Annotated in this window: 14 protein-coding genes and 3 tRNA genes; 4 read left to right on the forward strand and 13 right to left on the reverse strand. The window is 53.7% G+C overall.

The features are described 5' to 3' along the window. Position 1 precedes the first annotated feature (1 nt). The 3 genes from ihfA (at position 2) to ABD035_RS04225 (ending at position 2,624) form a co-directional block, all read left to right on the forward strand. A complete protein-coding gene (gene ihfA, locus ABD035_RS04215) occupies positions 2 to 301 on the forward strand; it encodes an integration host factor subunit alpha (protein ID WP_025901915.1) in 300 nt (99 codons plus the stop codon). A 269-nt stretch (positions 302 to 570) separates the two neighbouring features. Beyond that, positions 571 to 1,032, forward strand: coding sequence for an NlpC/P60 family protein (locus ABD035_RS04220; protein WP_212712432.1), 462 nt, complete (start codon positions 571 to 573; stop codon positions 1,030 to 1,032). A gap of 152 nt (positions 1,033 to 1,184) precedes the next feature. After that, a complete protein-coding gene (locus ABD035_RS04225; RefSeq protein ID WP_343867945.1) occupies positions 1,185 to 2,624 on the forward strand; it encodes a protein adenylyltransferase SelO in 1,440 nt (479 codons plus the stop codon). A 13-nt stretch (positions 2,625 to 2,637) separates the two neighbouring features. On the opposite strand, the gene ABD035_RS04230 is transcribed toward ABD035_RS04225, so the two are convergent. Both ABD035_RS04230 and ydiK read right to left on the reverse strand, forming a co-directional pair. Next, positions 2,638 to 3,681 (reverse strand): 3-deoxy-7-phosphoheptulonate synthase, encoded by a 1,044-nt coding sequence (locus ABD035_RS04230; RefSeq protein ID WP_343867947.1) that lies wholly within the window; start codon positions 3,679 to 3,681, stop codon positions 2,638 to 2,640. A 331-nt stretch (positions 3,682 to 4,012) separates the two neighbouring features. After that, on the reverse strand, positions 4,013 to 5,167 hold the full coding sequence (gene ydiK / locus ABD035_RS04235; protein ID WP_212712435.1) for an AI-2E family transporter YdiK: 1,155 nt from the start codon (positions 5,165 to 5,167) through the stop codon (positions 4,013 to 4,015). Between the two features lie 188 nt (positions 5,168 to 5,355). On the opposite strand from ydiK, the gene ydiJ reads away from it, so the two are divergent. Beyond that, entirely contained in the window at positions 5,356 to 8,412 is a 3,057-nt protein-coding gene (gene ydiJ / locus ABD035_RS04240; protein WP_343867949.1) for a D-2-hydroxyglutarate dehydrogenase YdiJ, read from the forward strand. Between the two features lie 42 nt (positions 8,413 to 8,454). On the opposite strand, the gene ABD035_RS04245 is transcribed toward ydiJ, so the two are convergent. The 11 genes from ABD035_RS04245 to ABD035_RS04295 all read right to left on the reverse strand — a co-directional run bounded on the left by ABD035_RS04245 (position 8,455) and on the right by ABD035_RS04295 (position 20,365). Continuing rightward, on the reverse strand, positions 8,455 to 8,856 hold the full coding sequence (locus ABD035_RS04245) for a hypothetical protein (protein WP_212712437.1): 402 nt from the start codon (positions 8,854 to 8,856) through the stop codon (positions 8,455 to 8,457). Between the two features lie 1,519 nt (positions 8,857 to 10,375). Further along, complete coding sequence (locus tag ABD035_RS04250; RefSeq protein ID WP_025901922.1) at positions 10,376 to 10,612, reverse strand: major outer membrane lipoprotein; 237 nt, start codon at positions 10,610 to 10,612, stop codon at positions 10,376 to 10,378. A 292-nt stretch (positions 10,613 to 10,904) separates the two neighbouring features. Next, the gene (gene pykF, locus ABD035_RS04255) at positions 10,905 to 12,317 is read right to left on the reverse strand and encodes a pyruvate kinase PykF (protein WP_212712438.1); all 1,413 of its coding nucleotides are present in this window, start codon (positions 12,315 to 12,317) and stop codon (positions 10,905 to 10,907) included. Positions 12,318 to 12,817: 500 nt separating this feature from the next. Next, the gene (locus ABD035_RS04260) at positions 12,818 to 14,107 is read right to left on the reverse strand and encodes a maltoporin (protein ID WP_343867952.1); all 1,290 of its coding nucleotides are present in this window, start codon (positions 14,105 to 14,107) and stop codon (positions 12,818 to 12,820) included. An 83-nt stretch (positions 14,108 to 14,190) separates the two neighbouring features. Then, entirely contained in the window at positions 14,191 to 15,867 is a 1,677-nt protein-coding gene (locus ABD035_RS04265; protein ID WP_343867954.1) for an alpha,alpha-phosphotrehalase, read from the reverse strand. 24 nt (positions 15,868 to 15,891) lie between these two features. Then, complete coding sequence (gene treB / locus ABD035_RS04270) at positions 15,892 to 17,337, reverse strand: PTS trehalose transporter subunit IIBC (RefSeq protein WP_343867956.1); 1,446 nt, start codon at positions 17,335 to 17,337, stop codon at positions 15,892 to 15,894. A gap of 137 nt (positions 17,338 to 17,474) precedes the next feature. Continuing rightward, positions 17,475 to 18,437 carry a trehalose operon repressor TreR gene (gene treR, locus ABD035_RS04275; protein ID WP_212712442.1) on the reverse strand — a complete coding sequence of 321 codons (963 nt, stop codon included), beginning with the start codon at positions 18,435 to 18,437 and terminating at the stop codon, positions 17,475 to 17,477. Positions 18,438 to 18,578: 141 nt separating this feature from the next. Further along, a tRNA-Val gene (locus ABD035_RS04280) sits at positions 18,579 to 18,655 on the reverse strand. A gap of 22 nt (positions 18,656 to 18,677) precedes the next feature. Next, positions 18,678 to 18,754 (reverse strand) — tRNA-Val (locus ABD035_RS04285). Between the two features lie 2 nt (positions 18,755 to 18,756). Then, positions 18,757 to 18,833: transfer RNA gene (locus tag ABD035_RS04290), tRNA-Val, on the reverse strand. Between the two features lie 158 nt (positions 18,834 to 18,991). Then, positions 18,992 to 20,365 (reverse strand): MATE family efflux transporter, encoded by a 1,374-nt coding sequence (locus tag ABD035_RS04295; protein ID WP_212712443.1) that lies wholly within the window; start codon positions 20,363 to 20,365, stop codon positions 18,992 to 18,994. Positions 20,366 to 20,424: the final 59 nt, after the last annotated feature.

Below are 20,424 nucleotides of genomic sequence, written 5' to 3' on the forward strand. Positions count from 1 at the left end.
TATGGCGCTTACAAAAGCTGAAATGTCAGAGTATCTGTTTGAAAAACTGGGTCTTAGCAAGCGTGACGCGAAGGATCTCGTTGAACTGTTTTTTGAAGAAGTCCGTAGGGCGCTGGAAAATGGTGAGCAGGTAAAACTGTCAGGGTTTGGCAATTTTGACCTACGCGATAAGAATCAACGGCCGGGACGTAACCCGAAAACGGGGGAAGATATCCCGATTACGGCTCGCCGTGTTGTGACTTTCCGCCCGGGACAGAAATTGAAAAGCCGTGTCGAGAATGCTGCTCCGAAGCAAAGCTAAGCATTCTGATCGTGCACCGTGAAAAAGGCCGCATCTGCGGCCTTTTTTTTATCCGTTGACCCGCTTATCGCAGACCGGACGGAACCGGCAGAGTGCGGAGCCACACAGGAACGGAAGTTACGGGTTGCCAAACCTGGTGACTTATGGCAACAATTCTGTTTCCTGATCTCATTTCCCGGCAGTTTTCCTCGCTGATGCAGACAAACCCGGATATCAGTTGCGCTGTAACAATAAACGTTATGATGGATGGCAGTTTACGGAGCTGGCGTATGGTACGGATAGCAATTGTCTTTTTGATAGTGTTACTGGCAGGATGCAGCTCACATGCGCCTGCACCCAATGCGAACCTTGCGGATCCTGCGGTGGTCAGAGCAGAGCTGAACCAGCAGTTATCTCAGTGGCGGGGGACGCCATACCGTTTTGGTGGCCTGAGCCGTCGTGGCATCGATTGTTCCGGTTTCGTCTATCTGACATTCCGGGATCGTTTTGATATCCGTTTACCGCGAACGACCCGTGGGCAGAGTGACATTGGTACCCGCATCCGGAAAAGTGAACTGATGCCAGGTGACCTGGTGTTTTTTAAAACCGGCTGGGGGGGCGATGGCCTGCATGTCGGTATCTATGACAAAAATAATCAGTTTATTCATGCATCGACCAGCCGTGGTGTGATGCGCTCTTCACTGAATAATGTCTACTGGCGCAAAGTCTTCTGGCAGGCCCGGCGCATTTAGTGGTTAACCCGGGGAGATTTTCCGGGGTTTCCTGACACATCCGGCCCCCCAGCCCCTGCGATGACTGTTATCCTCCCTGCGGTCAGGTTACACTGCCGTCTTATCCTCTTATAAGATACTTGTCTGACACAGTACCCACCTGCGGAGTCCTTATGCAGTTTACGAATACCTGGTGTGAAGAGCTGCCCGGTTTTTACAGCCCGGTGACACCCACCCCGCTTAAGCAGGGGCGTCTGCTTTACCCTAACCGGCCTTTATGCCGCGAGTTACAGCTCGACGAATCACTCTTTGCCGGTGCGGGGCATCCGGTGTTTTATGGCGGCGATGTGCTGCCCGGGATGGCACCGCTCGCTCAGGTGTACAGTGGCCATCAGTTTGGCGTCTGGGCCGGTCAGCTGGGCGATGGCCGGGGCTTGTTACTGGGTGAGCAGTTACTGCCGGATGGCAGAAAATATGACTGGCATCTGAAAGGGGCCGGACTGACCCCTTATTCACGGATGGGCGACGGACGGGCGGTGGTGCGTTCGACGGTCAGAGAGTTTCTGGCCTCAGAAGCGTTGCATGGTCTGGGGATCCCGACCACCCGTGCACTGAGCCTGGCGGTCAGTGAAGAACCGGTGCAGCGTGAGCAGACCGAGCAGGGCGCAATGCTGATACGTATTGCCGAAAGCCATCTGCGTTTTGGTCACTTTGAACACTTCTTTTACCGTAATCAGCCGGATCAGGTCAGAGCGCTGGCTGACTATGCCATCCGCCATCACTGGCCGGAGCTGACGGATGCCCCGGACCGTTATCTGTTATGGTTTACCGATGTGGTGAAACGCACGGCCCGGCTGATAGCGCTCTGGCAGAGCGTCGGTTTTTCTCACGGAGTGATGAATACCGATAATATGTCGTTGCTGGGCCTGACCCTGGATTACGGGCCGTACGGCTTTATGGACGACTACAATCCGGGCTTTATCTGCAACCATAGTGACTATCAGGGGCGATATAGCTTCGAAAACCAGCCGACCGCAGGGCTATGGAACCTTAACCGGCTGGCCCACGCGTTATCCCCGTTATTATCCATGCCGCAACTTAAGCAGGCGCTTGCAGGCTATGAAGATGAACTGATGAGTGTCTGGGGACAACAGATGCGGCGAAAACTGGGGCTGTTTACGGCGCAGCAGGATGATAATGACCTGCTGAGCGGGTTACTGGCCCTGATGGCAGCCGAAGGCAGTGACTATACCCGGACCTTCCGGCTGCTGAGCGAAACAGAGCAGCAACAGAGCCAGTCACCGCTCAGGGATGAATTTATTGATCGTGCAGCCTTCGATCACTGGTTCAGTCAGTACCGCCAGCGCCTGCTGGATGAGCAGTACAGTGACGCCCGGCGCAGGGAGATGATGCAGGCAGCCAATCCGGCGCTGGTATTAAGAAATTATCTGGCACAACAGGTGATCGCTGAAACAGAAAAAGGCGGCACGGAGCAGCTGGCTGCTCTGCATAGCGCCCTGCAAAACCCTTATCAGTTGGCATCCGGACAGCAGGCGCTGTTTAACCGGCCGCCGGAGTGGGGCAAATCCCTGGAGATCAGCTGCTCGAGCTGATCTCCGGCCGGCGTCAGCGGGTGGAGACCGCTTCTGCCAGGTTTTCCAGCACTTTTTCTGTGTCTCCCCAACTGAGGCACGGGTCGGTGATGGACTGACCATAAACCAGTGGCTGTCCGGGGGTAACGTCCTGGCGGCCCGGTTCAAGGAAACTCTCGATCATCACCCCGGCGATGGCGGTTTCGCCATTACGCAGTTGTCCGGCCACATCCTCCGCCACCCGCATTTGCCGCTGATGTTGCTTCAGACAGTTTCCGTGACTGAAGTCGATCACCAGCCGCGCCGGTAACCGGAACTCTTCCAGTAAGCTGCGACTTTCGGCCACATGCTCAGTGGAATAATTCGGCGTGCGGCCACCCCGTAAAATGATGTGTCCGTCCGGGTTGCCCTGCGTCTGATAAATTGTCATCTGTCCCTGTTTATCGGGGGAGAGAAACATATGACCGGCCCGTGCGGCACGTATAGCATCAATAGCGATACGAATATTGCCGTCGGTGCCGTTCTTAAAGCCGACAGGACAGGAAAGCGCCGAAGCCATCTCCCGATGGATCTGACTTTCTGTGGTCCGTGCGCCGATGGCGCCCCAGCTGATTAGATCGGCAATAAACTGTCCGGTCACCATATCCAGAAACTCTGTGGCCGTCGGCATGCCCAGCGCATTGATATCCAGCAGTAATTTACGGGCGATCGCCAGCCCCTCATTAATATGATAACTGCCATCCAGCCAGGGGTCGTTGATCAGGCCTTTCCAGCCGGTGACTGTGCGGGGTTTTTCGAAATAGGTCCGCATCACAATTTCCAGCGGGCCCTGGTAACGCTGACGCAGCACATTCAGGCGCTGTGCATAGTCGAGGGCCGATTGCGGGTCATGCAATGAACACGGGCCTATCACCACCAGTAAACGGCGGTCATTCTGCTGCAGTATCTGGCTGATACGCTGCCGGGTGACCAGAATATTGGTGCTGATATCTTCTGAAACCGGATATTGCCGTGCCAGCTGGTCCGGCGTCACCAGGCATGCCACCGGCGACGTTCTTAATTCATCGGTTTTATTCATGATAGTCTCGAAGTCATACTGCTTACCGGCAAAATGCCGGCAAGATATGGCCTCAACAATAGCCGAATAGCATGTGATTACAACCAGAGAGAAGGTAAAACAGCAGGAAAACGTGCGGAATTCGGAATAAAAAAATGCCCGTCCGTAGAAGGGCAAAGACTACACACAGCAATAGAGGGGTGGCAATGAGATGCCGCAACAGCAATACTTAGGGTTATCGTAAAGTTAAATTTGTATTGAATCTGTAAGAATCATCCCATTCGGGACGGCAGGGGAAAGTACCGGGGGGGAAGCTCCCCTGACGCCGCCAGGGGAGAAAGATAAAGGATGCTTATTTTACAGGTGCCTGGGCCTGAAGGGCATTACGTTCTTCTTCGGCCGTTTTACGGGCATCTTCCAGTAATTCCTCGACCACCAAATCCGGGTCATCATGTGGCTCCGGGGCTTCATGCATCCAGACGGAAACCAGCCGGTATGAAACCGCCAGCACCACCGGACCAATAAACAGGCCGATCATTCCGAAAGCCACCAGACCGCCGATCACCCCGGAAAGGATAATCAGCATCGGTAAATCGGCCCCCAGCCGGATCAGCATCGGACGGACAAAGCTGTCCATAGTGCCGACAACACAGCTCCAGACCAGCAAGACGGTCCCCCAGGTTGTGTCTCCGCTCCAGTACAGCCAGATTATCGCCGGGATCAGTACCAGCAGCGGGCCGAGCTGGATCAGGCAACAGAGGATCATGACCACGGTCAGGATAGTGGCATAAGGGATACCGCAGAGGGCTAAGCCAATGCCCCCGATGACACCCTGCAGTAATGCGGTAACGACCACGCCCAGCGCCACGGCACGAATCGCCTGACCTGCCAGTAATACCACCGCATCACCGCGGCGGGAAGCCAGCCGGTAGGCAAAATGGCGTATTCCCTGACCTACGCGTTCTCCCCGCCAGTAGAGCAAAACACTGAACAGTAACATCAGTGTCAGATGCACCATCAGCCGGCCAAAGTGGCCCGCCTGGGCAACAAAAAAGCTGGTGGTACGACCGATATAGGGCTGGACGCTGGTGATGACCGCACTGCCTCCCCCGGCGATCATTTTCTGATAGTAGACCGCCAGTTTGCTGCCGATATACGGAATATTGCTGAGCCACTCCAGTTTCGGTATCTGAATATGACCGGAGGATAACCAGGCGATTACCGGCCCGCTGTTATCCAGCACACTGCTGATCAGCAGGGCAATCGGAATGATAAACACCAGTAACAAAATCAGTGTCATCGCCAGAACCGCCAGTGAACGGCGGCCCCAGAGAATTTTTTGTATACGCAGCATCAGTCCCCAGGTCGCGATAACCACCATCCCGGCCCAGGCAAAGCCGAGGATAAATGGCTGAACCACCCAGAAACAGGCGACCGTCATTAATACAAAAAACATCAGTGTAAATAGCTTCTGAGGGAGATCCCTGTTTTCTGACCGTGCTTTCATAACACCTTTTTACCTCTTTGAATTTACCCGATGAGAGGGTTCCCGATAATGATGCGGTATTTCCGGCAATTACGACAGTAAATAAAAGCAAACTTTTTCATGCAGTAACAAAAGCGACATCTCAGAAAATATGGTAAAACAAAATATTCCTGAAAATTAAAATGACACGACATCCTGGTTTTTATCACATGATCCCAAAGATTCAGCAGGCCCCGGGACTCAGCCCGCAGGTGCTTTCGTATATTGAAACATTAACGAGACAAGGTTTTACCGGTGATCTCGCCACCGATTATGGTTCACGGCTCAGTATGTCGGTAGATAACAGTATCTATCAGTGTCTGCCGGATGCCATCCTCTTTCCCCGTTCGGTGGCTGACGTTGCGCTGATAAGCCGCATCGCAGACGATGAAGCGTTTTCCGGTCTGACCTTTACGGCCCGTGGCGGCGGTACCGGGACTAATGGCCAGTCGCTGAATCACGGTGTGATTGTCGATATGTCCCGTTATATGAACCGGATCCTGGAAATTAACAGTGAGGAAGGCTGGGTCAGGGTGGAAGCGGGTGTGGTGAAGGATCAGCTTAACCAGTGGCTGAAACCTTATGGTTTTTTCTTTGCGCCTGAATTATCCACCAGTAACCGTGCGACGCTGGGGGGAATGATTAATACCGATGCGTCCGGTCAGGGGTCGCTGGTCTATGGTAAAACTTCAGATCACGTGCTGGGACTGCGGGCGGTTCTGGTTAACGGGGATATCATTGACACCCGGGCGATGCCGCTCTCCCTGGCGGAGCAGATTGCCGCTGAAAAGACGACGGAAGGGCATATCTATCAGCAGGTGCTTAGCAGCTGTCGTGATAACCGGCAGAGTGTGATCGATAATTTCCCGAAACTTAATCGCTTTCTGACCGGTTATGACATGCGTCATGTGCTCAGTGACGATCTGCAGACTTTCGACCTGACCCGTATCCTGTGCGGTTCTGAAGGGACCCTGGCCTTTATTGCCGAGGCCAGGCTGAATATTACGCCCATCCCGAAAGTTCGCCAGCTGGTCAATATTAAGTATGACAGTTTTGATTCTGCCCTGCGGAATGCCCCGTTTCTGGTCGAGGCCAGAGCGCTGTCTGTGGAAACCGTCGACTCAACGGTGCTTAATCTGGCGCGGGAAGATATCGTCTGGCATTCGGTCAGCGAACTGATCACCGATATCCCGGGCGAAACGATGCTGGGACTGAATCTGGTGGAATTTGCGGGGAATGACCGTGAACTGGCGGAAAAACAGGTCAGTGACCTCTGCCACCGGCTGGATGAACTGATGGCTGCCAGAGAAGCCGGTATCATCGGCTATCAGCGATGTACGCAGCTTGATGAAGTCGAGCGGATCTATGCGATGCGTAAAAAAGCGGTAGGCTTGCTGGGAAATGCAAAAGGGCATGCTAAGCCGATCCCCTTTGTGGAAGATACCGCGGTCCCACCGGAGCATCTGGCGGACTATATCGCCGATTTCCGCGCGTTACTGGATAGTCATGGCCTGAATTACGGTATGTTCGGTCACGTGGATGCGGGGGTGTTACATGTGCGCCCGGCCCTGGATATGTGTGATCCTCAGCAGGAAATGCTGATGAAACAGATCTCCGATCAGGTGGTGGCGTTAACGGCCAGCTATGGCGGGCTGCTATGGGGTGAGCATGGAAAAGGCTATCGGGGAGCTTACACTGAAAACTTCTTCGGCCCGGCGCTGTTTCGCGAATTACGGCGTATTAAAGGGGCTTTCGACCCGGCAAACCGCCTTAACCCGGGGAAAATCTGTACCCCGGCCGGCAGTGATGCAGAGTTGCTGCCGATAGAAAGCCCGACCCGGGGCAGTTTTGACCGGCAAATCCCGGTGACCATCAGAGACGAATGGCGCGGCGCCATGGAGTGTAATGGCAACGGGCTATGCTTTAACTTTGATGTTAACAGCCCGATGTGCCCGTCAATGAAAATCACCCGTAACCGCCTGCACTCGCCGAAAGGCCGGGCAACACTGACCCGTGAATGGTTACGCTTGCTGGCCGATCAGGGGGTGGATCCGCAACAGCTGGAACGTGCGGTGCCACAGAATTCGCTGAGTCTGCGCGGGTTTATCAGTAAGCTGAAAAATACCCGCCAGGCGGCCAGAGGTGAATACGATTTTTCTCATGAAGTTAAAGAAGCAATGTCGGGATGCCTGGCCTGTAAAGCCTGTTCTACTCAGTGCCCGATTAAAATCGATGTCCCGTCGTTTCGTTCGCGTTTTCTGCAACTCTATCACAGCCGTTATCTGCGTCCGCTCAGCGATCATCTGGTTGCCTCGGTAGAAAGCTACACGCCGCTGATGGCGAAAGCACCGCAGTTTTTTAACTTTTTTCTGACGCATCCCCGTATTCAGGCGTTAAGCAAAAAGCATATCGGCATGGCTGACCTGCCGGCTCTGTCATCACCGGGCCTCAGGCATCAGCTGGCCGGGCATCGGGCGCTGACCACGACGGTAAATGACTTACGCGGCATGACAGAAGCCGAACGCAGGGAATATGTCCTGGTCGTGCAGGATCCTTTCACCAGTTATTATGAAGCCAGCCTGATCACTGACCTCATCCGGCTTATCGGTAAACTGGGCTATAAGCCGGTTCTGCTGCCCTTTACGCCAAACGGTAAAGCTCAGCATGTTAAAGGCTTCCTGCAAAGGTTTGCCAGAACGGCACAGAAAAGCGCGGATATCCTGAATGATATAGCCCGTCTGGGGATCCCGATGATCGGTACAGACCCCGCACTGGTGCTCTGTTACCGCGACGAGTACCGTCAGATCCTCGGGGAGAAACGGGGTGACTTTAACGTACTGCTTGCCCACGAATGGCTCGACCAGGTGACGTCCGACAGGGCAGAGCAACAAACCCACGGAGAGGCCTGGTATCTGTTCCCGCACTGTACGGAAAGTACCGCGCTGCCACAGTCTCCGGCACGCTGGAAAACCATATTCAGTCGTTTCGGGGCTGAACTGCAGACAGTTAATGCCGGGTGTTGTGGTATGGCCGGGACTTATGGCCATGAAACCAAAAATCTGGATAACTCACTGGGGATCTACGCGCTGTCCTGGCAACCGCATTTGCAAAAACGGGCGCCTCAGCGCTGTCTGGCCACCGGCTATTCCTGCCGCAGCCAGGTAAAGCGTGTCGAGGGGCAGGCGGTGCGTCATCCTTTACAGGCATTGCTGGATATCGTCAGTTAAACCGGTCACGGGCAGAGGAACATAGGGTTCCTCTGCTCCCGGTCAGGGTAAAAGCTCTGCATAACAGAAAAACTGCTCCTGAAGACCACAAAACTGTTCCCATTCACCTTCCTGCATCAGGACATGACTCAACCGGCCGAGAGACTCACGTGCCAGTTGCAGCGCCTGTAAACGAAACATTGTCTCACGTTGTTCATCAGCCATTTCGCTGATCAGCTGCTGGTGCAGTTCCAGTAACAGAGCAACATACCTTTCATCATCTCCCTGCTGATGGCACCTGTCGGCCATACTCAGGCAGAGATCATTAAATTCCCGCAGCCTTGTCGGCGAACTGTCTGAATGCTTCAGTGCAGATTTACTGAGGTGGAACTCTGTGCACATGGTATTCAGTGCCTGGTGATATTCCTCAAGGTGCAGTTCCAGCCAGCCTGAAAATGAGATCATACCGGGCTCCTTTATTAGTAATGATAATCATTATCATACCTATAGCGGTGGGAAGGCAAGAGGGAAAGTGGTTTTTTAACAAAAACTGTTCATTAACGAAAAACGATGGGTAAAAGAGGCCGGTGAGCGGTATCCCATCATTCTCTCTTTCCGGCGATGGCGGTTACCGGGGGTAGCGGCGGAGCAGAGCCAGGGGGAAGTACGTTACTCCTTCCGGGGCACGGCTTTCGGAGCAACCCGCCACCGCCGGACCGAAAGACCGGCGAAAACCCTTACCGCAGAGCCGTTGATAACTCAGATAAACCGTAACCGGTACAGGCTTCCCCGGAGAGAACCGGCATGGATAGAGGTTACCGGTATTACCGCGACAGAACGGTGGTCGCAAAGGGGATGATTATGCAGAGCCGGTGTTAACTCACATAAACCGTGACAGTCACAGGGCTTCGCGGAAAGAACCGGCGTGAATAGAGGTTACCGGTATTAGCAGCACAGAACGGTGATAGCAAAGGGGATGGTTTGCAGAGCCGGTGATAACTCCATAAGCGGTAACGGGCACAGGCCTTCCCGGAGAGAGCCTGCGGGCATAAGGGTTACGGTATTAGCAGGACAGAACGGTGATAGCAAAGGGGATGGTTATGCAGAGCCGGTATTAACTCAGATAAACCGTGATAGTCACAGGGCTTCGCGGAGAGAACCGGCGTGGATAGAGGTTACCGGTATTATCAGGACAGAACGGTGATAGCAAAGGGGATGGTTATGCAGAGCCGGTGATAACTCCATAAGCGGTAACCGGCACAGGCCTCCCCGGAGAGAACCGGCGGGCATAAGGGTTACGGTATTAGCAGGACAGAACGGTGATAGCAAAGGGGATGGTTATGCAGAGCCGGTATTAACTCAGATAAACCGTGATAGTCACAGGGCTTCGCGGAGAGAACCGGCGTGGATAGAGGTTACCGGTATTATCAGGACAGAACGGTGATAGCAAAGGGAATGGTTATGCAGAGCCGGTGATAACTCAGATAAACCGTGACAGTCACAGGGCTTCGCGGAGAGAACCGGTGTGGATAGAGGTTACCGGTATTAGCAGCACAGAACGGTGGTAGCAAAGGGGATGATTATGCAGAGCCGTTGATAACTCAGATAAGCGGTAACGGGCACAGGCCTCCGCGGAGAGAACCGGCAGGCATAAGGGTTACCGGTATTTACCGGAACAGCGATACGGGAGTGATCATTGGTTGAACGGGGCGCGAGAGGTTGAGTAAACACGATTTGTCACAGCCTCTGACCGTTGCAACCGCGAGAGCTTAGTCAAAAATGATACGGTAAATCTCAGGCTGGGCCGGGGAGCAGCGGGGGGCAGAGAAGTGGGAGAAAGAGCCGCTCTTAATTGTCAGATCGACAGAGGTATGAAGCATGGAGTTGCCTGGCATGAGCCACGGAAAGCCCGGCGCAGACTTGCGGCTGACGAAATGACAAAAAAAATGGTGCCCCGGGGGCACCATTTTCATTACCAGAACGCTTACTTACGGTATGCGTGAGCCTGGTTATCCAGACGCTGGTTAGCGCGAGCTGCGTCGTCTTTAGCAGCCTGAACGTCAGAACGCACTGCGTTCACGTCGTTGCTCAGCTGGTCAACTTTGGTGTTCAGAGTCTGAACATCGCTTGACAGTTGGTCGATTTTAGCGTTGCTAGAACAACCAGCCAGCAGAGTTGAACCCAGAATTACCGCGCCCAGTACCAGTTTAGTACGATTCATTATTTTACCCTCTAGATTGAGTTAATCTCCATGTAGCCAGGTAAGTATTACACAAAGTTTTTTGTGTTGAGAATATATTTTTTATGAGAAGATGCTTAAATTCACCTATTCGCTCAAAGAAACAGCGATTAATATTCCTTGGTAAAATTTTTAACAGAAATACAGGAATTTAATCGGATTTACCTTAATTTAAATTAGGTTTTTTAGTCGTTTTTTATTTTTTTAAGTTCTTATTTAAAATAAAAAGGAATAAAAAAAGGCACCGGAGAAGGTGCCTTGATGAAGTTATTGATTAAATAACGTGGACTGACGCAGTGTTTGTGGTTCCGCTCGGGACTAAAGCCCCGGAAACCATCACCACCACATCCCCGGTTTGGGCATAACCGGCGCTTAATGCAATCTCTTTTCCGATGCGGTAGAAGTCATCCGTCGAGTTAATTTTCTCCACCAGATGCGTTTCCACACCTTTAGTCGCCAGCAACTGACGGGCAGTGGTTTCGTTGTTGGTTAACGCCAGAATGGTCGCACCCGGGAAGTACTTACGGATAGATTTCGCAGATTTACCGCCCTGGGTCGCGACGATGATCAGCGATGATTGCAGTTTTTCTGCGGTATCTACCGCGCCACGGCACACCGCTTCGGTAATGCGTAACTTATGGCTCTCTTTCAGCTCATCAATACGGCTTCCCATCACGCGATCCGTACGTTCACAGATGGTGGCCATAATGGTAACGGCTTCCAGAGGATATTTTCCTTTCGCACTCTCACCGGACAGCATCACCGCATCGGTGCCGTCGATGATGGCGTTGGCCACATCACCGGCTTCTGCACGGGTAGGGCGCGGGTTCTTGATCATTGAGTCCAGCATCTGAGTCGCGGTGATCACCAGTTTGCGGGCTTTGTTACATTTTTTGATCATCATCTTCTGAGCGAAGATAACTTCCTCGACCGGAATTTCAACACCGAGGTCACCACGGGCAACCATGATCCCGTCTGAAGCTTCCAGGATCTCATCGAAGTTATTCAGGCCTTCCTGGTTTTCGATTTTGGAGATGATCTGAATATTTTCGCCACCGTGTTGTTTCAGATGCTCGCGGATTTCCAGCACATCGGAACGTTTACGGATAAAGGAGGCCGCGACAAAATCGACACCCTGCTCACAACCAAAAATCAGGTCGCGTTTGTCTTTTTCGGCCAGTGCCGGCAGTTGAATAGAAACGCCTGGCAGATTAACCCCCTTGTTCTCACCGAGGTCGCCGTTGTTCAGCACTTTACAGACGACGGTGTTTTCCGTCACTTCAACCACTTCCATACCGAGAAGGCCATCATCGACCAGTACGGTGTTACCGATAGCCAGGTCAGCGGCAAAGCCGGCATAAGTCACGGCGACCTGCTGATTGTTACCGATGACCGACTGGTCGGTTGTGAAGGTAAACGTCTGTCCCGCCTGCAGTGAAACATCGTTTCCGCCTTCAAGCTTCATAGTGCGGATTTCAGGGCCTTTAGTATCCAGCAGAATAGCGGCATTGTGCCGGGTCTTACCCACCACTGCGCGCAGATTCGCGATACGCTGGCCATGTTCGGCATAATCACCATGAGAAAAATTAAGACGCATCACATTCATACCCGCATCAAGCAGGCTTTTCAGCATCTCTTCGGATTCAGTTTTAGGACCGATAGTACAGACGATTTTGGTTTTTTTCATGACGGGTTATCTACAAGTTGTAATGAATTTAGGAAACACGGGCCACCGGATATCTCTGCCGATGACGGGAATTTGTGATTCAGATAATTTTGTAACTCAGATAATAATGCGTTACCGGGGCGATAACGGAGATAAGAAGGGCAGACGCCATCGTTGACGTCGCTAACCTGACGACGCATATCAGGGCCGGATTGGGATGTTGCGCAAACTCTGTAAGTCAGGATTCTTATCACGTTATTCGCGGAAACCATTCAAGTGGACAACAGGATCAGTATAGTCACTAAGTGAACGGAAACCAAACATAATTCGGTTCCCGCCCATGACGTACCGGCAATATAATGATATTGCGCAACAGATAATCGGGTTTGCACAACTTCTGACCTGACCCCGGGTATTTTCCTGACAGACACCGGTCATTACAACGCCGACTGCGGCGTTATCGGGCGTTCAGCGGTGAAAACCGGGGCTTTTCCGCTGAACGCGTCCTTACCGTAAAGGTATTACCACCAGATTTCCATCTGTGCTCCGACGCTCACTTCATCATTACTGCCGCGGCTGAATTTAAGGGCGCCTGTATCGTTGTAAGCCAGCCCGCTGACCCTTCCCGGCATGTTTTCCGGCGCATATCCCCATTTTTCACGCCAGCTGGCATAGGTGGCATAGAAACGCAGCGCCGGACGGGACCAGATGCTGCTTCCGGCCTGCCACTGCTGAGCCAGGGTGAGTTTTATCTGACGGTTTTGCTCTCCGGTACGCTGGGATTTGACCTGGTCATAGCCGGCTTCAAACAGGGTGCTCATTACCGGAGTCCACTGATACATCGGGCGGATACCGGCGGTGAACCAGCGTGAGCCATTACCATTATCCCGCCGGGTATCCTGCAACATGGCGACGTACATCATCCGCCAGTTGCCCTGCAGGTCATAGGCCCCATGGTCGATTATCCTGACCATCCGGCCATTATTCTCCGCGGAAGCACCTTCTCCACGACCATTTCTTAGTGACGTCATGGCATCGGTCGCATATTGCAGCACCAGCTTATTGTAGCCTCCGCCGGTTTCCAGAGTATGCTCAGCGGTCGTCATCCAGCCTTGTTTACTGGCGTCCGGGGATAAATGATACCCGTCACTGGCAGTGGCCCGGCCGTAATCCACCCCCAGCTCCAGGGTCCCCGCTTTCCCGAAGGGGATCCCGGCCAGACGAAGGTCGAATGTATCTGTGATGGCGTCTTTAACCTTATGTTCATTATCTATATAACCTTGCGCACCGCCCGCTTCACTGTTACGGGTGGCGGCGAGAGAGATTTTACCCCAGCCGGTGTCGATATTTTCGAGTCCGGCACCGGGGCCGGAAATATCCCAGTAATAGAAATCGATCATATGCACATCATGGCGCTGATAAAATCGCTTCCCGGCCCAGAGTTTTGCCCCCGGCAAGGCGCCGATAAGGTTATCCCCCTGAATATTGACTTCCCGTAACGCCGGAGACACGGCTTCAAAATCAGCCTGCTGAGAAACGGCATACGCCAGGTTAGTATCAAAATAAAAGCCGGAGGTGCCTTGCTGCCAGACCTGCTGGCCCAGTTTCAGTTCGGCGTAGGTTTCACATTCGTTGCCCAGGCGGTATTTGCTTCCGCCGCCGGTCACAGCAGAACATTGCTGTTCACCGCCGCGGGTACTCCAGCCAATACCGGAGCGGGCATATCCATGGAAATCAAGAGCGTAGGCGGAGGGTACAGAGACGACAGCCAGCAACGTCAGTGTTGCTGCGACTCTTCCTTGAGTAGTCATAATGGATCTCCTGTTAATGTACAGCATCATGCCGTAGTAACGCGGGCCGGACCCCGGCCAGCCCGCGGGGGTGGGTTATCCTTTCAGTGTCCGGCAGACGGGCCCGGGGTGAACAGCCACCAGGCAGCCTGATAGGGACTTAACGGCCCGGGCCGGGGCGTTCGGGGAGTCTCCGGTGCATTACTGATGATCAGCGAATAAGTCCCTTGCTGGTCAAATACGGGCGGCTGCCAGTCGCACGGCTTATTAGTGAGGTTGGCCACCACCAGCAGCAGGTATCCCTGCCAGCAGCGGCAATAGCACCAGATATCCGGACGGTCCGGGGCGAGGTCATGATAGTCACCGTACTGCAGAAGGGGCAGTTGCTTACGCAACCGGATCAATGAACGATAGCAGTACAACACGGAGTTCGGGTCTCTTAGTGCGGCCGCCACATTGATCTGCCGGTAATTAACATTACAGTCCAGCCAGGGGGTGCCTGTCGTAAAGCCGGCCTGCGGAGTATCGTCCCACTGCATCGGTGTACGACTGTTATCCCGCGACTTCGCACCAAGGATGGCGAGGATCTCTTCCTGACTGTGGCCCTGACGACGGAGTATCCCGGCGATATTCAGGCTTTCCACATCACGGTACTGTCGCAGGTCGGTGAAACCGGCATTGGTCATCCCTATCTCTTCGCCCTGGTACAGGTAGGGCGTGCCCTGCATACCATACAGCACCATCGCCAGCATTTTCGCCGAGACTTCACGGCAGGTGCCCTCATCGCCTAATCTTGAGACCACGCGGGGCTGATCATGGTTACACCAGAAAAGGGCACCGTTAGCACGCTGATGCATCCCCGATTGCCAGTGGGCGAAAATTCGCTTAAGGGCAATAAAATCGGGTGCCATCCGCGTCCATTTATCACCGTTAGCGTAATCGATTTTGAGATGGTGGAAATTAAATACCATCGAAAGCTCAGTATTATCACAGGAGGCATATTGCTGGCAGTGTTGCAGGCTGGTGGAGGACATCTCACCGACGGTGATCAGATTTAATGGCCGGAAAACCTCCCGGTTCATTTCCTGTAAAAACTCATGGGCCCGCGGACCATCGGTATAAAAACGCCGCCCGTCGCCGCCCGGGTCGTCCCCAAACTGTTCCGGTTTTGAGATCAGGTTCACCACATCCAGCCGCAGGGCATCTACTCCTCTGGCCGCCCAGAAGCGGCAGACATCTTTCAGGGCTTCCCGGACCGGCGGATATTCCCAGTTAAGGTCGGCCTGCTCCTTACTGAATAAATGCAGATAGTGCTGACCACATTCCGGTTGCCATTGCCAGGCCGGGCCGCCGAATTTCGACTGCCAGTTTGTGGGGGGAACATCCGGCGGGGAATCCCGCCAGATATAGTAAGGATGATAAGGGCTTTGCGGGTCACAGGCCTGAACAAACCACGGATGTTGCGTGGAGGTATGGTTAAACACCATATCCATCATCACCTTCAGGTTACGCTGATGCGCTTCCGCGACCAGTTGATCAAAATCGGCCATCGTGCCGTAGCGCGGGTCAATAGCACAATAATCAGCCACGTCATAGCCATTGTCTACCTGCGGGGAAGGGTAGACCGGGGTCAGCCACAGGATATCAACCCCCAGAAAATGCAGGTAATCGAGATGGGAAATGATGCCCTGCAAGTCACCGGTACCGTTACCGGTGGTGTCCTGAAAACTCTTCGGGTAAATCTGATAAACAACCTTGTCCTGCGTCCATGTTTGTTCCATTCCGGCAACCTTCGTTGATCAATATTATTCAGTGACAGATGTCGCGACAGCAGCGGGGCGGGCAGCGAGAGCTTTACGGGTAAAATAACGTGCCAGGATCAGGGTCAGGACCAGCGGCACGACGATGGCTATCAGAATGGCTACGGAATAGACCGGCCAGAACTCAGGCTTCACAGAGAGAATGCCCGGCAGTCCGCCCACCCCAATCCCGTTGGCCAGCACATGATTCAGGCCACACAGCAGACTGGCCAGCGCAGAGCCAATCATGGCGCAGAGCATCGGATAGCGGTATTTGATATTGACCCCGTACATCGCCGGTTCAGTGACACCGAGATAGGCGGCCACCGCGGCTGGGATGGCGATACCCCGTTCTTTCGGCGTCCGGCGGATCAGTATGATGGCCAGTACCGCAGAGGCCTGCGCGATATTGGATAGCGCAATCAGTGGCCATACCGGGGTACCGCCCAGTTTCTGGATCATCTGCATATCAATGGCCAGGGTGGTCTGATGGATCCCGGTGATCACCAGCGGGGCATACAGGAAGCCGAAAATGGCTGAGCCCACCGGTGCAAAACTGCCGGTCATCACCAGACTCACAGCCCAGGCAACGCCATCGCCCAGCATACGGCCGAATGGGCCGATAAGGCCGTGGGCCAGAGGGATCGCGACCAGCAGAGAAACGACCGGAATGATCACCATATTTAACGCTGCCGGGACGATTCTACGTAACTGACGCTCTATCAATGCCAGTGCCATACCGGCGAGGACCGACGGGATGACCTGTGCCTGATAACCGATCTTTTGCACGGAAAACCAGCCAAAATCCCAGACTTCCGGCAGTTGCTGCCCCAGCTGATAAGCGTTCATCAGTTGCGGTGAAACCAGGGTGATCCCGAGCACGATACCAAGCACCGGCGTCCCGCCCATTTTGACCACCGTAGACCAGCAGACGGCGACCGGTAAGAACATAAAAATGGCCTCACCGGGTAGCCACAGCAGGTCATAAAGGGTCTGCCAGACGACAGAGGTCTGGGCCAGCGTTCTGTCGTCAGCAAAAGGAATATCTCCGATGACATTACGAAAGCCGAGGATCAGTCCGCCGCTTATCAGCGCGGGTAACAGCGGAAAAAAGATATCGGCGATATGAGAAAGGGCTTTTTCGCCAAAAGACATATTATTACGTGCGGCTTCCCGCTGACTTTCCCGGTCGTCTCCCTGTCGCCCGAGGGTGGTGATCAACGCCTGATAGTAATCGCCGACTTCCGGGCCAATGACCACCTGGAACTGCCCGGCATTGGTAAAACAGCCTTTGACCATCGGCAGATTTTCCAGGTCGGTCACACTGGCCAACCGGGTATCACCTAACACCAGTCTCAGGCGGGTAATACAGTGCGTCACGCTAAGAATATTCCCGCGACCACCTAAATATTTAATAAGATTATCAATGACCTGCTTATCTGTATTTTTCATGGGAAGTCCTTGGGGTTGTCCCTGAAAGTCACACGTGAGGGGGTATAACTTATCCCGGAGCAGAGCATAATCAATTTGTCAGTGGCTGTGTTGGGAACGTTCCCGGAAATGGAGTCATGATCACAAAATATGTGTAATTAACCGGCAATATCTGTATTCAGCTGACCAGTCAACAGGTAAGTGCGGGCAGGGGCAGTGTGGGTGAGGTGGGCGAGCAGTTGTCTGGCCGCCAGTTCGCCGGCATTGGCATAGCCAAATTCCAGCGTGATCACCGCCGGAAAAAGGAACCCTAACAGCGGCGTATTACCGATAGCGGCGACGGTAATCTTGTGTTCAGGATGTTCACCGAGATATTTATAAATCCCCAGCGCCAGCGAGTCCGTGGCACAGATCACCGCGCTCGTTCCATCGCGGCACACCTCACCGGCCAGGGTATAGCCACTGTGGTATTCCAGTGTGCCAAGAGAGGCGAGCGGGGGGAGGGAGAGTCGTTCGCAGGCCGCGAGATAGGCCCGGTAGCGGTCTTCACCGGTCGTTTTATCGCTTTCATTCACCCCCAGGTAACTTATCCGGCGGTGCCCCTGCTGAAAAAGATGATCGGCGAGCATCTGAACTGCCCCGGCATCGTCATAACAGACGGATGAAAACCCCTCGCAGGGATGGACCATCAGAACGATATGGCTTTCCCAACCGGCGATCATCGCCGCCGTCAGCCCGGTAAAACTGAACAGGATGGCTCCATCCACTTCACGCTGTGTCAGTACCTTTAAATGTTCAACGACTTTATCGGTACTAAAGCGGCTTTCCAGAATAAGCACATCATAGCCATGTTGATAGAGCAGAGGCAGCATCGCACTGACGGCCTGATTTTCTGCGGCGGAATCAAGCCTTGCCACAATGATGCCAATCACCCGGCTTTCTTTCACCCGCATCGAACGGGCCGGACGTGACGGAATAAACTGGTATTGTTCAATGACCGCTTCGATACGCTTACGTGTCTCGGGATGGACGTCACCCTGCTGGTTTAACACCCTGGAAACCGTGGATTTTCCGGTACCACTGAGACGGGCGATATCTTTTATAGTCAGTCGTTTCGGCATAAAGAGGTTTCCATAAGCTGTCGGTGTAAACACTGAGAGAGCATGATGCAGGAGAACGTATAGTAACTGAAACGCAGAACAATCGGGGGGGAATAACGGTGAATTACAGTGATGTAAATCAGAAACAGAGGAGAAAAAGTATGGTGCGTCCGAGTGGACTCGAACCACCGACCCCCACCATGTCAAGGTGGTGCTCTAACCAACTGAGCTACGGACGCACAACTGAATGCAGAAATGAAATGGTGCGTCCGAGTGGACTCGAACCACCGACCCCCACCATGTCAAGGTGGTGCTCTAACCAACTGAGCTACGGACGCACTGGTGCGTTCTAGTGGACTCGAACCACCGACCCCCACCATGTCAAGGTGGTGCTCTAACCAACTGAGCTAAGAACGCTTTTGCTATCAATCTGCCTGACAGCGGGGACGAATATTAGCGGCACTCGGGGTTGCTGGCAAGCGGAAAAACTGATTTTTCATGCTGACTGTGCAGCAACTGTGCTATACGGACTGTTTTTAATCACCCGGGGCCTGAAAATACAGCCCCGGAAGCGATTATTTAGCCGAGCGATGCAAAATGACCGACGCCGGTAAACGCTGGATCCGCGTTATCCGCCAGATCATCATGATGGCTGCTGCCGTCAGCCCGATAATAAAGCCACACCAGAAACCGGCCGGTCCCATGCGCGGGACCACCACATCGGTCAGTGCAAGCAGATACCCGCCAGGCAAGCCGAGCACCCAGTAGGCCACCAGGGTAATAAAAAAGATGGCGCGGGTGTCTTTATAGCCGCGCAGAATACCGCTGCCGATCACCTGGACGCTGTCGGAAAACTGATAGATGCCGGCCAGCAACATCAGATGTGCGGCTAATAACACGACCGGTGGGTCATCGTTATATAAAAGCGCAATGTCATGGCGGAAAATAATAGTGAAAAAGGCGGTGACACAGGCCAGACAGATCCCCACCCCCTGAGCCGTCCAGGCGGCAACCTTTGCTTCTGCGGCATCACCCTGGCCCAGCCGGTAACCGACACGGATCGTCGCCGCGACCCCCATGGACATCGGCAGTACAAACATCAGTGAGCTGAAGTTCAGGGCTATCTGGTGACCGGCCACATCGACGATCCCCAGCGGCGAGACCAGTAAAGCCACTACCGCAAACAATGTCACCTCAAAGAACAGTGCCAGCGCGACAGGTAACCCTAACCAGAACAGACGCATCAGGATTTTGCGGTCCGGGGCAGAGCGAACCTCGAGATGATTCACATCCTTCAGGGCAGGCATACGTTTTACCCAATAGCGCATCACCAGGAACATCACCCAGTAGACCGAGGCCGTCGCGACTCCGCATCCCACACCTCCCAGTGCCGGCATGCCGAAGTGACCATAGATAAAGATATAGTTCAGCGGAATGTTAAACAGCAGCCCGATAAAACCGAGCACCATCCCGGGTTTGGTTCGGGATAGTCCTTCACACTGATTACGTAATACCTGAAATAACAGATACCCCGGTGCACCCCACATCAGTGCATGCAGATAGCGGGCCGCTTTGTCGGCCAGTTGCGGGTCTATATCCGACAGGTGACGAAGCAGCAGACCGGCATTCCACAGAATAATGATAGTCAGAATCGACAAAAATACGGCCAGCCAGATAGCCTGATGTACCTGAAAGATAATTTTGTTGCGTCGTCCGGACCCGTTGAGATGAGCAACCGTCGGCGTCAGTGCCAGCAGTAACCCCTGGCCAAAGAGGATCACCGGCAGCCAGATGGACGTCCCGATGGCGACGGCCGCCATATCGGTGGCACTGACCGAGCCTGCCATGATGGTATCGACAAATCCCATCGCGGTTTGTGCGACCTGAGCCAGGATCACGGGGATCGCGAGCCCCAGCAACTGGCGCGCTTCTGTAAAATACTTCTGCACGAATACACCTGTTAAAGAATTGAAGCAGTGGAAGAGAACATCCTTTTCGACGCTTAGTG

Source organism: Tatumella terrea (assembly GCF_039523755.1).
GTDB classification, from domain to species: Bacteria; Pseudomonadota; Gammaproteobacteria; order Enterobacterales; family Enterobacteriaceae; genus Tatumella; species Tatumella terrea.

Excerpts from the sequence above, each read along its gene's own strand:
- ABD035_RS04250 (WP_025901922.1), bottom strand. The coding sequence starts at position 10,612 with ATGAATCGTACTAAACTGGTACTGGGCGCGGTAATTCTGGGTTCAACT.
- ydiK (WP_212712435.1), bottom strand. The coding sequence starts at position 5,167 with ATGAAAGCACGGTCAGAAAACAGGGATCTCCCTCAGAAGCTATTTACA.
- pykF (WP_212712438.1), bottom strand. The coding sequence starts at position 12,317 with ATGAAAAAAACCAAAATCGTCTGTACTATCGGTCCTAAAACTGAATCC.
- ABD035_RS04225 (WP_343867945.1), top strand. The coding sequence starts at position 1,185 with ATGCAGTTTACGAATACCTGGTGTGAAGAGCTGCCCGGTTTTTACAGC.
- ABD035_RS04265 (WP_343867954.1), bottom strand. The coding sequence starts at position 15,867 with ATGGAACAAACATGGACGCAGGACAAGGTTGTTTATCAGATTTACCCG.
- ihfA (WP_025901915.1), top strand. The coding sequence starts at position 2 with ATGGCGCTTACAAAAGCTGAAATGTCAGAGTATCTGTTTGAAAAACTG.
- ABD035_RS04230 (WP_343867947.1), bottom strand. The coding sequence starts at position 3,681 with ATGAATAAAACCGATGAATTAAGAACGTCGCCGGTGGCATGCCTGGTG.
- ABD035_RS04260 (WP_343867952.1), bottom strand. The coding sequence starts at position 14,107 with ATGACTACTCAAGGAAGAGTCGCAGCAACACTGACGTTGCTGGCTGTC.
- ABD035_RS04245 (WP_212712437.1), bottom strand. The coding sequence starts at position 8,856 with ATGATCTCATTTTCAGGCTGGCTGGAACTGCACCTTGAGGAATATCAC.
- ABD035_RS04220 (WP_212712432.1), top strand. The coding sequence starts at position 571 with ATGGTACGGATAGCAATTGTCTTTTTGATAGTGTTACTGGCAGGATGC.
- treB (WP_343867956.1), bottom strand. The coding sequence starts at position 17,337 with ATGAAAAATACAGATAAGCAGGTCATTGATAATCTTATTAAATATTTA.
- treR (WP_212712442.1), bottom strand. The coding sequence starts at position 18,437 with ATGCCGAAACGACTGACTATAAAAGATATCGCCCGTCTCAGTGGTACC.
- ydiJ (WP_343867949.1), top strand. The coding sequence starts at position 5,356 with ATGATCCCAAAGATTCAGCAGGCCCCGGGACTCAGCCCGCAGGTGCTT.